Source organism: Phreatobacter sp. GW821-FHT04C01 (assembly GCF_059420385.1).
Map to the genome: position 1 here is coordinate 120,404 of NZ_JBWKTP010000008.1, position 11,722 is coordinate 132,125.

Genomic DNA, 11,722 nt, shown 5'->3' on the forward strand with positions numbered 1-11,722 from the left:
CGTTCAGTCGGCGGCGAGCCATGCGTCGATGGCGCGCGCCGTGTCCGCTTTCGAGCCGCTGCGTTTGGCCTGGGCGAGCGCCGAACCGATCTCGTTGCCGCCGGCCTGCCCGGCGCGCCGGCCCGGAGGCTGGGGCGATCGCTGGGAAGCCGGCCGCAAGGCTCCGCCGGCCGATGCCGCCTTGATCTTCTGGTACCGGGCGGCATCCGCGAGAACGCGGATCAGCCGGTGGTCGATGATCTGGGCATAATCGGCCTGGCTGAAGCCATAGGCTTCCACCGCCTTGATCATCTCCTGGTTGAAGGCCTGACGCTTGGCGCCGTCCTTCAATTCGGGGATGGCGGCAAAAAGCCGGTCCCGTTCCTCCTGGACGAATTGAGCCCGGTCGGCATGGGCCATCTGATCCGCCTGGGCGGTCAGATGCAGCCTTTGCCGGGTGATCTCTTCGACATGGCCCATGGCCGCCTGGTAGATGGCCATCTCCTGGGTGTAGCGAGCGGGATCGTGAAGGGCGAGATCGGTCGAAGGTGGCGTCGGCACATAGGCCTCGACCACCGCAAGCGCCCGTTCCAGGGCTTCCGCGACGGCGGTGTGATGGGCCGAGACTTCACCCGCTCGCGATTCCAGGGCCCGCCTGTTCTCGGCGACCTCCTGGGTCTTGCGGGTATAGTCGGCCGTCCTCAGGCCCGCTTCCCGCCATTCCTGGATCTGCTCGGTGGTCGCTTCCGTGCCATCGGCCAACCGGATCTTGGCTGGCAGCTGTTCGGTGGCTTCCTCCGAGTTCTCGGGATCGGCATCGTCGCGGGCCTCTGTTGGCTGGCGCCCGAAGAGGTCCTCGGGGTCGATGTCGGACCGGGCCTGATCGTCGTCAGTCCGTCCCTCCCCCTGTTCCCGAAGCCCGGGCTCGCCGGTCGACAGGAATGCGGAGAGCCGGTCATCGACGTCCTGGGCGAAGTCCGCGCGCGCGTCAGTGTTCACCGCCGGAGCGGTGCCTGCACCATCTGCGTTGGTCATCAGTCTACCTTTTCGAGAAACGAGTGCCGGTCACGCATAGGGTGACGGGCCTTTGGCGGCCTCGGGTGCTGGTCGGCCAAGGGCCGCCAACCGAGACCGCAAAGCTCTGATGGCGCGGGCCTCGTCGAGGGCCAGGCGCCGGGTCTGATCATCTCTTGGATCGGCCGAGATCGCCCGCTCCACCGCGTCATGCTCCAGCATGGCGAGCGCAGCGATCAAGGCCGGATGTTCGGCGATGAAGCGGGCTTCCTCCGGCGTCGGGCGCGACGCGATGGTCGTGGTCACAGCCATCGTCACGGTCCTGGCCGAAGCAGTTCATTGGTGGTTCTGACGATGCCGTCGAGCGTCTCCTGCACCGCCGGGTTCAATGCCTCGTCCGGCGTCACCGAGCGAAGCGCGGAAGCCTGGGCGAGTGCGATGCGGGTCTCGAGCTCGGCCTTCTTCATGTCGAGTTCGGCGGCGAGCCTTTCGCGCTGCAGCTGCAGCGCGCCGTCGGCCTTGATCCGCTCGACCAGGATGTCGCGCTCGGCTTCGGCCTGGATGCGGGCTGCATCGGCCGCCATTTCGGCCTGGCGCCGTTCACGCTCCATCTGCATGGCCATCTCCGCCTGTCCCGCTGCCGCATCGGGCTTCGGCTGGGTGAGGCGTGCCAGGGCTTCCGGCGTCGGCTTCATGAAATAGAGCTCGGGCGAGCGAAGGCCGGCGGCCGCGACGAACTTGTTGAGCGAATTGGCGAGATTGCCGATCGACACCAAGGGATTGTCCAGGCCCATGGTGGCCAGGATCTCCTTCTGGATCGTGCCGATCTGGGTCATGACGGCCATGTCGCGCTCGCGCGACCCGGCGCCGAGCCCCGTATTGACGCTGGCATCCATGTCCGGGTTCCACTTGCCCGGCGTGAAGGTCACCCAGGTGTTGCGCAGCCGGATGATCTCGTCTTGCGGCTGGTGCTTGACGATGAGCCGCAGGATCGCCGCGAACATACGGCGCAGCCCGGTTTCGGCGAAGGTGCGGGCGATCATCTCGGCACGCGCAGTCGAGGCGCTTTCCAGGATGCGCGAGGCCGTCGCCGTCTGGTTCTGCAGGGCATCCGGCGAGAGCACAGAGGAAGCGTCGGAAATGCCGGTGCGGTCGGTCGCCTCGCGGTCGAGATAGTCGAGCGCGCCGAGGCTCGCGGCCGCGGTAAACGGCACCTGGTTGTAAGCGAGGGCTGCGCGGGCATCGCGGCCGGATTTCAGCCGGATCGGCTTGCCGAATTCCGGATTGGTGATGTCGCTCGGGTCTTCGATGGCGCCGACATCGACGATCGGCTGCTGGGCGTTCTGCCAATAGATGTTGTCGAGCATGCCGCGCACCAGCGCGGTCTTTTTCTTCTGTACGTCCTCGATATCGTCGAACAGGCTCATGCCCTGCCAGCGATGCGCCACGATCTCGCAGGGCAGGTCCGAAAACGGCACCTCGTCCCATTCCTCGTTGGACAGAATGCGGTGCGCCCCCGAATAGCCGGCGACGCAGACCCGGCGCAGCTCGGCGAAACCATCGCCGTCGACATCCAGGCGCACATAACATTCGGCGAACTCGACGACCTGAGTGGCCGGTCCGCCGAGATCATAGCTTTCGGACGAGGCTCCACTGCGGCCGAGGCGGGCGCGGCGCACCCCGCTCTCGACATCGCCAGACCAGGCCGGAATAGCCTCGACCACCTCGCGGTCGAAGCCGAGCGCGATCAGGTTCGATCGCGTCTCGGGAAACCGGTGCACGATGATGCGGGCCTCCTCGATGGTCACCGCTTCCGGATCGATCAGGAACTGTTCGCCCGGGACCGTCGCGATCTTGATGCCGGCCCTGATGCGGGCGCGGCGGATCTTGACGTCATGGCGCAGGGCATCGGGGATCACCGCCAGCACGGCTGGATCGGCCTCGGGATAATCCTGGCGCTCCAACACGGTGACCCCGGGATCGGCAGTCAGGCCGTCGAGATCGAGCGCGGTCAGGTTGGTGTAGCGCTCGACCACAATGTCAGCCCGCTCGTCCCACCAATGCTTCAGCACGCCGTTGCGCAGCAGCAGCGCGTCCTGAAACGCCGCATTGAGCACGCGGTAGCCGTCCCACTGGGTCCAGAACTTGTAGTTCACATAGTCGGTCGCCTGCTCGGCGAAGGGCTCGTCGGCCGGCGTCTGCGGCACATATTCCACCACCTTGTCGCCGCCGGCGAAGGTGCGCATCAGCGAGGGCATGATTTTCGCCACCGCCGAGCGGACATCCTTGGAAATCGCCGAGGAGCGGCCTTCAGGCGCCGGCAGGTCGCGCATCTCGCCGCGGTAATAGTCCAGCGCCCGGACGCGGTTGCCGCGCATCTCGTTATCGTCATAGGCGACGCATTGCGCGATCATGCCATCGATGACGGCGAGCAATTGGTCGTCGGTCATCGGCTGGTCGATCTTGGAGTCGTCGGTGGGGCCAGCCATGGTCAGAAGTTCTCGATCAGACTGACCGGCTGCGTGCCGGTGGCGACGATGCCGGAGATGGCCGCGGTCGTTTCGATGGTCAGCTGCTGACCCTTGATGCCGGCGAGCAGCAGCCCGTTCGCTGACGTCACGCCGGCGCCGCCAAGGCGAACGTCGGTCGTGCCTTCGTTGACGATGGTGATCGAACGGCGCCCCGCCCTCGCCGCCGCGATGACGGTCGCGGCCGTGCCGACCGTGACCTGGGCCGTGGCGATCGCATCGCCGCTTGCCCTGAGATTGCCGGCCGCATCGGTGCGTAGCACGCGGTTCGCCTGCCCGTCGAAACCTGCGACGAGGATACTTGCATCAGCCATGACGATGGTTCCTTCAACGATGGGCGGTGCGCGCCAACCCCAAATCTTCCGGTCGGGCCCATCCGCCAGGCATGGGCTTGCAACAGTCCGCGTGCCCGGCCGACGACGTGCGTCAGTCCGGAGTGCTCATGCCGATCCCGACCAGGCGCCTCATCCGGCAACGCTCATGGTCCGGCACGCCGACCACCCAGGTCTCAGGCGACCACGCGCTTCGGCATGTGCCAGTTCTGCAGGCCCGCCGGCGCATCCGGCGCCTCGCCGATGCCCATGGCGAAATAGCGCAGCGCATCGGCCGGGTGGCTCGCCCAGTCGTGCACCGGCTTGGGTTTAAGCACCTGGTTCTTCTCGTCGTAATCGGCGCGGTAGAGGCTCAGCGCTTCGATGCCGCGCGCGCATTTCTCCTGATCGAACCATAATTTCGGCAGCATCAGGCGCAGCGCATTGATGCCGTCGTCGACCCGGTGGTCGGGACACACGGTAACCGTCAACCCCAAGGTCTTCAGCACCTCCTCGCGGCTCTTGCCGGTACCGAGTTCGCGCGCCTTCACGTCATGCGGCAGGATATGGCCGCCATAGAGATAGGGCTTGTCCTTCACCAGCTTGACATAATGGGCGAGGTCCATGCCGGTCGCCTCGTAATAGTCCACCGCGTGGAACTCGCGCCCGACGCATTGGATGAACCAGATGGCGGTCGCGTCATCCATGCCGAGGTCCCAGGCGGTCCAGACCGGCGCCGCGGGATCATAGGGAACGCCGGTGATCCGCCGCTCGCGCTCGGCCGCGGCCATCAGCCGGCCGTAATAGGCGCCAACCACGGCGGCGGCGAACGAACAATAATATTCCTGCTCGATGAGCATATCGGCCTGGTCGTCGCCGAACAGCGCCCGATAACCCCTGCGCGCTTCTTCCACCGCGTCGCGGCTGATCGCCTTGGTGTCGTCGACGGTCTGGATGCCGACATACCAGTTCGGGTCCTTGTCGTGCTCGCGCACCATGCGCTCGACATGGTTCTTGCCGCGCGGCGTGGTGATGAACATCGCCCAGCCGCCGTTTTCCGAAAGGATCGGCTGGATATAGGCCCAGGCCCGCGGATCGGCCAAAGCCCATTCGGAAAAGGTCACGCCGACAGGCGGCGATCCGACCACGCTGTCATAGCTGTCGGACCCCACCACCTGCCAGGTCGCGCCGTTGACCAACTCGATGAACATCTCGTTGTCGTTCGAGCGGTTGCGGATCTCCTGGGGAAAGGCCTCGTCGATGCGTCGCTTGCCGGTATGCGGGTTGATGGCATTCCAGATCGCCTTCCGGCCCTGGCCGTATTCGGGCAGCATGTGCCAATAGGTCGCCGGCCGCTCGATCATGGCAGTCGCCGCCCGGTGCAGCGCCACATCGTCCTTGCCCCAGCGCCGGTGCGCCACCATCAAGGCGCGCTTGCCGCCCGCCTCCAGATGGTTCCACAGCTCGCGCTGGTACCAGCGCGGCTGCCAGCCGTTAGGTATCCGGATCGTCCGAGAATTTGACAAGTTCGACCGTCAGGTTGCCGCCGTGGTTCACGTCCTGCTTGTCGCGCCACTCTTCCGGCCGGCGGTTTTTCAGCCAGAAGATCGCCGCCGTGGTGTCCGGCGGGTAATGCTCGCGATGCTCGGCCCGGATGACCTGGCCCTGGTGGGTGAAGATCTTGATCGTGTCGTAGGAATAGCCGACCGCACGCTGGTAGAGGCTGCGCTCGACCTTGTCGTCGACGGCGCCCTTGCCGAGCTTCAGCGCGCCGCAGAAAGCTTCGTGCTCCACCTTCCAGCGGCCAATGGTGCGAACATTGACCGCGAAGAATTCGGCGAGATCCTCGTCGGTTGCCCCCAGCGCGCAGAGCTTGGCTGCCTGCCGAGCGAAATCGGGCTGGTATTTCGGCGGGCGACCGAGCAGTGGGCGCTCCGGCTCGGCGATGACGGGCAGAGCCGGTTCGGGTTCCTGCGCGGGCGGTGATGCTATCGGGTCATCGGTCGGTGCCGGCGCGGCCGAAGCCGCTGCCAGGCGCAGCTGGGATGGCGTGCGCGGCATGAAGGAATTCCTGTCTGCGATTAGCACCGAACGTAGTGGCGCCGGAGCGCGCTCAGGCCGACGACCGCTCTGGTGGCTATGACCATTCACGGCATCCCTGGTATAGGGACTTTCGCGTGATGCGAGCCAAGCGAACGCGCTTCAGGATCAGGCCCACCACGCGTTCTTGAGGTCAGGTCCTCGGCAATGGACCGGGTAATTTTCGTAACGGCTTGCCCGTGTATAGCCTTCCAGTATCTGCCCTCGCACGACCTCCGAGCCACGGAGAAACCGGGAAGACTTCACGGCGACGTCCGGGTCGGGCTGGTCGATGGCGAATTGCCGGCGAGAAGCGCCATTCATTGCCGACAAAAGCGACGTTGCAGCGCTTGATATCCCTCTCCAGCGAAAGTTCCTCCCGCAGCAAAACGAGCCTGGAGCCCCCCGCGACCCAGCAGGCGCGCAGTTCGAACCAGCGTTTGGCGAGATCTCCAATGCTCATCGGCAGTCCTCCCTTCGCGCGCCGTCCTTATCGTTCCACCGTTAATATGACGACGCGACTCGACGCTCTGCGAGCACGAAATGGTAGCACAAGCAATTGCTTACGCCATACTCTGCGTACCATTTCTGCACTTTCGCCATGGTTTCGGAATCTGTTTTCCGGCAAGGGTCCGGGCCTTCTTCACGTACACAGCCATCCTGGAGGGCATGCCTCTTCTGGTGTCTCAGGCTGCCCCTGGAAACCACGCTCACGACTGGCTCCGAATGCGCCCGGCGGCAAAGGCGCGCCCTGATTCAGCTGGATATGCTGAGACAGAACAGGATGCGTGTTGACCGCGAGCCTAATCCGCTCTGCCAATTCCGGCGCAATGGATTTGATATAATTCGGATTAAGCAAATAGAGGCGGATAGCATCGGCCATCAGCTCGCCGGGGACTTCCCAATCCTTGTATTTCAAATCCTCGGGACCAACCATTCTCCGCGTTTGCCCTGGGCGACCGCTGTTAATATCGTGGTAGATTCGCCGCAGAGCACGATCGAGACGTTCCTGTATATTCTGCCCAGAGCGAGACGATAATCTTCCAATGTCATCGATTGCATGGCCGGCTTCGTGCCCAAGCACCTGCGGGAGCGCCATATCTGAAAGATTCGCATCGTGGGCGATATAGCGCCGGGTGCCGTCGGCCGTGACCTCTGTTCGATAGATTCCGCTTGCCCTTTTCGGTAGTTCCGATCTTGGAACAGGTCGAACGGGCTGGCCCGTAACGGCTTCCGCGACCCTGCGGACTTCGTCGAACGAGAGCCCGTGATCCGGTCCACCGACCGTTCGCCGCCCCGCAATGATCGGAGCGGTGATGGCAGCCCCATCGATGGTCTGGGTGAGTGGACTACCCAATACTGCGCCCGCCGACACGGGGAGGCCGGCGGTTGAGTTGTTGTCGACACGCGTCGCGAGATTCGGGTAGTCCGCATGGAACGGCCGTTGCGGCAGGCTGGCCGGATCGTGCGGCGTCGCACGCATGGCCAAAACACCCGTCGAACGAACCGCTGGTGCCGCTCCCCGGATAGCGCGGAAGACGGAGCCGAAACCCATGCTGGAGAGGTCCAAAACCCGCTGACGTGTTTCGGGCGACATGTTCAGACCGCCATCGTGGAACTCACGCGCCAGATCGGAATTTGTCATGACATCGTAAGGCAAGGTGAACGCGTCGTAGAGGCCCGTTGCCATGCGACCCGGCCAGCCGAGATTCAGGGTATCTCGCCAGGTGCGCTCCGGCGCTACCGGCCTGTCCGGCGTTTCCAGGTTATTGGTCAGCAGATAGTCTCGCAGAGCTTGACGATGATCTCCCATGCCGAGGCTTGGAGGCTAAACTCCGTTCAAACCGGTAACGGCGCGCGCGAGATTGTCGGTACGCCAGTCGCACCTGCCGGGGACTTCATCGCTCATCGGATCCCCTCAAACAAAAATACCCGGAAGGCGTGAACCTCCGGGCGCAATGTGATGACCGTACATTTCATGCACTATGACTATTTTCCTATAATCTGTCAAGCAGAAAAATTCAGCTTTTGAAAAATGGGCATCGAGGCACGCGGTTGTCGGCTTGCCGCCAAATCATAGCGCCATAGGCTGATCACGATTTGACGAGTCGTGTCAGGCTCTTGCAGCCCGATGCGCAGGTTCTGATTCCGCGCGAGCGCGTTCATCCGCCGCAATCAGGTGCGCATTTCCTGTTCACACCATAAGCGCCGCGCCGACCCTGACTGCGCGCATCCCGATCCGGCACCAAGTCGCCGCAATGCGGGGCCATGCTCGCGCACCGTTCGAACCGTACGCGGAAAGGACTGCGTGCCATGCCGGATGCTTCGCCGGGCCCACTGCCCTATCGAATGTCGCCGGAGGACCGGCGCTACTATCTGATCAGCCTCCTTGCCGTGCCTCTTGTGCTCGCGCTGGTCCTATTCGTGCCCGCCGGCCAGCTCTCCTGGGCGCGCGGCTGGTTGTTCCTGGTGATCTTTTCCTTTGCCACGGCGACAGCAACCGCCGCGCTGTGGCAGATCAATCCGGAGATTTTCGCGGCACGCAGGCGGATCCAGCCTGGCACCAAGAGCTGGGACCGGGTCCTGTTGGCGTGCCTCGCCCCCGCAGCGCTGGCAATCATCGTGATTGCCGGTCTCGATGACGGTCGCTTCCACTGGTCGGCGATGACAACGCCTGTCGTCCTGCTCGGCTATCTTCTCTGGCTCCTGGGTTTTGCCGGCACCGCCTGGGCGCAGGCCGTCAACCGCCATTTCGAGCCGGGCGTGCGCATCCAGACCGACCGCGACCACCATGTCATCGAAACCGGGCCCTATGCGCTGGTGCGCCATCCCGGCTATTCGGCCGCCTGTCTGATGTTCGTCGGCATCGCGCTCAGCCTCGGCTCGTGGTGGGCAGTGCTGCCGGCGCTGCTGTCCTGCCTCCTGCTGGTCGTCCGGACGCGCTGGGAAGACCAGACGCTGCAAGCCGAGCTGCCGGGCTATCGCGACTATGCGCAAAGGGTTCGCTCGCGGCTCGTGCCGGGCGTCTGGTGAGGCCCGCCCGCGTCGGGCACGGTCGACGAAAAAGGGACAAATCGCCGCATTTGATCCAGATCCAGGCAATCCGCGTGTCGCATGATAGTCTCCGCTCGGTTTCATCAAGCAGAGGCCTGTCATGCCCATTCAAGACCTCCTCGCCTTCGTTGAGATGCCGCTCGAGGCCGACGCAACCGCGACCACCAGCCCCGCCCTCGATCAGGCGCTTGCCCTCGCCAAGGAGACCGCGGCGCATCTCACCGTCGCGCTGTCGGCGCCGAAGATCGCGGCGCCCGGCTCCTTCGTCTTCCCAGGCTTTTCGAGTTCGCTCATCGCGGATGCGAATGCCAAATCCGAAGCCACTGTTCAGGCCTTTGCCGCCCATGCCCGGAAAAGGGCCGAGGAATTGTCACTTGCCTGCGACATCTCGACCGCTGTCGAGGATCTTGGGTCCGCCGGGGCTTTTGCCGCCAATCTGGCGCGATGCTCGGACCTCGTGGTCGTCGATCGGCCTGGGCGGATGCTCGATCCCGGCAGTGCGCTGTTCACCACGATCCTGTTCGAGGGCGGCGGCCCGGTGCTGGTCGTGCCCCCCGCCCGCCCGGCCAGCGCGAACTTCCACAAGCTGCTGGTGGCCTGGGACGGGTCCGCCCACGCCGCCCGTGCGGTCAAGGCGGCGCTCGCCTTCTTCGCACCGCCAGCCGAAATCGAGATCCTGACGGTGACCGGAGAGAAGGATCTCACCGGCGCGGCTCCAGCCGCCAGCATCGCCCGGCATATCGCGCGCCATGACGTCATCACCACTGTATCGAACGTGGCGCTTGCCGACCAATCGGTGGGCGCGACGATTGGCGAGCATGCGCGCGCCACCGGCGCCGACCTGATCGTGATGGGCGCCTACGAGCACTCGCGCTGGCGACAGATGCTGCTTGGCGGCGTGACCAGCCATTTGACCCATCACTCGCCGGTGCCGCTGCTGCTGGCCTATTGATCGCGATCTCCACCGAACCCGGCCGCATCTTCCGGATCCGCCGGGTTGCCTCTTCCATTCGAGGCATAGGAAATTCCCGGAAACGCCCGAAAAAGGAAATGAACCGCCATTGCTCAAAATACGGGCAACTTGCTAAGGGCTTGGGCGCCCGCGCGGAGAGAACCTCTGCAACACCACCCTGGTGTCTTCCGTGGTGAGTTCTCGCCTATGCTTGGCATCGCAGCCCTGTTGAAGCGCCTCAATCCGGGCCTTGCCCCGGTCAGCCTGGCCGAACGGCTGCGCGCTTCCGGCGGCGCGCTCATCGGCATCCTCATGACCGGCTTCGTCACCAAGCTGGCGCTCGGCCCAACCGCCGGACTGCCGCTGCTGATCGCGCCGATGGGCGCTTCCGCTGTGCTGCTGTTCGCCGTGCCATCGAGCCCGCTGGCCCAGCCCTGGTCGATCCTCGGCGGCAATCTCATTGCCGCGCTGATCGGTGTCACGGCGGCCGCCTTCATACCCGATCCCTTTGTCGCCGCGGCGATTGCCGGCGGCGCCGCCATCGGCGCCATGATGCTGCTCGGCTGTCTGCATCCGCCCGGCGGCGCGGTGGCCTTGACCGCGGTGCTCGGCGGCCCCGCCGTCCAGGCTGCCGGTTATGGCTTCGTGCTCTGGCCGGTCGGCGTCAATTCGGTGCTGCTGCTGGCAGCGGCACTCGTTTTCAACAATCTGACCGGACGGCGCTATCCGCATCGCCCGTCCCCCTCGCCCGGCCTCGACCACAAGACGGCCGATCCGAAACCAAGCGCGCGGCTCGCCTTCACCTCGGCCGACCTCGATGCCGCCATCGCGGCCCGCGGCGAGTTGCTCGACATCGACCGGGAAGACCTGGAAGACATCCTGCACCAGGCCGAGGACCGTGCGTTTCACCGCCGCTCGGGCGAAATCACCTGTGCCGACATCATGTCGCGCGACGTCGCGGCGGTGTCGCCCGAAAGCCCCTGGCACGACGCGCTGGCGCTGTTGCGCACGCATCGGGTCAAGGCCTTGCCGGTGACCACGGAAGACGCCCGCGTCGTCGGCATCGTCACCCAGACCGACCTCCTGGACAAAGTCGCCTGGGGGCCGAAAGGACCACGCATCGGGCTTGCCCACCGGTTTCGCCGGGCCGCCCGGCTCGAGCGCGCGCCCCAAGGAACGGTGGAGGAAATCATGACGACGCCGGTGCGGTCGGCACGGCCGGAAACCTTGATCGCCGCGCTGGTGCCGCTGATGGCCGATGGCGGCTGGCATCACCTGCCGATCGTCAGCGCCCACGGCCAGCTGGTCGGCGTGGTGACCCAGTCCGACCTGATCGCCGCCTTGTTCCACGGCCGCGTGACGGCCCGCGCCGAGGCCAGCCCGGCCGCGAGAGCTGCCTGATGGCCGCGATCGAGACTGTCGACCCGGCGGCGATCAGGCATCTGATCGAACGCTTCTACGGCAAGGTCCGGCGGGATCCCGAACTCGGCCCGATTTTCGATGCCGCGGTCGGCGACTGGGACGCCCATATCGGCATTCTCCAGGCGTTCTGGACGCGGGTGATGCTCGGCCAGGGCCTCTACAAGGGCGATCCGCTCGGCGTTCACCGGCGATTGCCGCTGACGCCGGAGATGTTCGCCATCTGGCTCGGGCTCTGGCGCGGTACGACCGCCGAACTGTTCGCGCCGGAGATCGCCGCCTTGTTCGACGCCAAGGCCGAGCGGATCGCCGACAGCCTGATCGCCGGATTGTTCTTCAAGCCGGACGATGTGAAGGCCACGTCGTAGAGTTTGAGCGGAGGTAGT

Annotated in this window: 11 protein-coding genes; 4 read left to right on the forward strand and 7 right to left on the reverse strand. The window is 65.2% G+C overall.

Annotation, left to right across the window (positions count from 1 at the left end; translation table 11 throughout):
• Positions 1 to 3: 3 nt before the first annotated feature.
• The 7 genes from AC07WJ_RS26370 to AC07WJ_RS26400 all read right to left on the reverse strand — a co-directional run bounded on the left by AC07WJ_RS26370 (position 4) and on the right by AC07WJ_RS26400 (position 7,724).
• Positions 4 to 1,014: a hypothetical protein gene (locus AC07WJ_RS26370; RefSeq protein ID WP_494937657.1), complete on the reverse strand. Its 1,011-nt coding sequence runs from the start codon at positions 1,012 to 1,014 to the stop codon at positions 4 to 6.
• A 30-nt stretch (positions 1,015 to 1,044) separates the two neighbouring features.
• Positions 1,045 to 1,305, reverse strand: a complete 261-nt coding sequence (locus tag AC07WJ_RS26375; RefSeq protein ID WP_494937658.1) for a hypothetical protein — start codon at positions 1,303 to 1,305, stop codon at positions 1,045 to 1,047.
• A 2-nt stretch (positions 1,306 to 1,307) separates the two neighbouring features.
• The gene (locus AC07WJ_RS26380; protein ID WP_494937659.1) at positions 1,308 to 3,482 is read right to left on the reverse strand and encodes a portal protein; all 2,175 of its coding nucleotides are present in this window, start codon (positions 3,480 to 3,482) and stop codon (positions 1,308 to 1,310) included.
• A 2-nt stretch (positions 3,483 to 3,484) separates the two neighbouring features.
• Positions 3,485 to 3,835: a hypothetical protein gene (locus tag AC07WJ_RS26385; RefSeq protein WP_494937660.1), complete on the reverse strand. Its 351-nt coding sequence runs from the start codon at positions 3,833 to 3,835 to the stop codon at positions 3,485 to 3,487.
• A 194-nt stretch (positions 3,836 to 4,029) separates the two neighbouring features.
• Positions 4,030 to 5,358 carry a hypothetical protein gene (locus AC07WJ_RS26390; protein ID WP_494937661.1) on the reverse strand — a complete coding sequence of 443 codons (1,329 nt, stop codon included), beginning with the start codon at positions 5,356 to 5,358 and terminating at the stop codon, positions 4,030 to 4,032.
• On the reverse strand, positions 5,327 to 5,893 hold the full coding sequence (locus AC07WJ_RS26395) for a hypothetical protein (RefSeq protein WP_494937662.1): 567 nt from the start codon (positions 5,891 to 5,893) through the stop codon (positions 5,327 to 5,329). Before AC07WJ_RS26395 ends, AC07WJ_RS26390 begins: the two co-directional genes overlap by 32 nt.
• Before the next feature lie 661 nt (positions 5,894 to 6,554).
• A complete protein-coding gene (locus tag AC07WJ_RS26400) occupies positions 6,555 to 7,724 on the reverse strand; it encodes a hypothetical protein (protein ID WP_494937663.1) in 1,170 nt (389 codons plus the stop codon).
• 500 nt (positions 7,725 to 8,224) lie between these two features.
• Between AC07WJ_RS26400 and AC07WJ_RS26405 the strand changes: the two genes are divergently transcribed.
• The 4 genes from AC07WJ_RS26405 to AC07WJ_RS26420 all read left to right on the forward strand — a co-directional run bounded on the left by AC07WJ_RS26405 (position 8,225) and on the right by AC07WJ_RS26420 (position 11,704).
• On the forward strand, positions 8,225 to 8,944 hold the full coding sequence (locus AC07WJ_RS26405; protein WP_494937664.1) for a methyltransferase family protein: 720 nt from the start codon (positions 8,225 to 8,227) through the stop codon (positions 8,942 to 8,944).
• Between the two features lie 121 nt (positions 8,945 to 9,065).
• Positions 9,066 to 9,917, forward strand: coding sequence for a universal stress protein (locus tag AC07WJ_RS26410; protein ID WP_494937665.1), 852 nt, complete (start codon positions 9,066 to 9,068; stop codon positions 9,915 to 9,917).
• A 207-nt stretch (positions 9,918 to 10,124) separates the two neighbouring features.
• On the forward strand, positions 10,125 to 11,318 hold the full coding sequence (locus tag AC07WJ_RS26415; protein WP_494937666.1) for an HPP family protein: 1,194 nt from the start codon (positions 10,125 to 10,127) through the stop codon (positions 11,316 to 11,318).
• Complete coding sequence (locus tag AC07WJ_RS26420) at positions 11,318 to 11,704, forward strand: group III truncated hemoglobin (protein ID WP_494937667.1); 387 nt, start codon at positions 11,318 to 11,320, stop codon at positions 11,702 to 11,704. Before AC07WJ_RS26415 ends, AC07WJ_RS26420 begins: the two co-directional genes overlap by 1 nt.
• Positions 11,705 to 11,722: the final 18 nt, after the last annotated feature.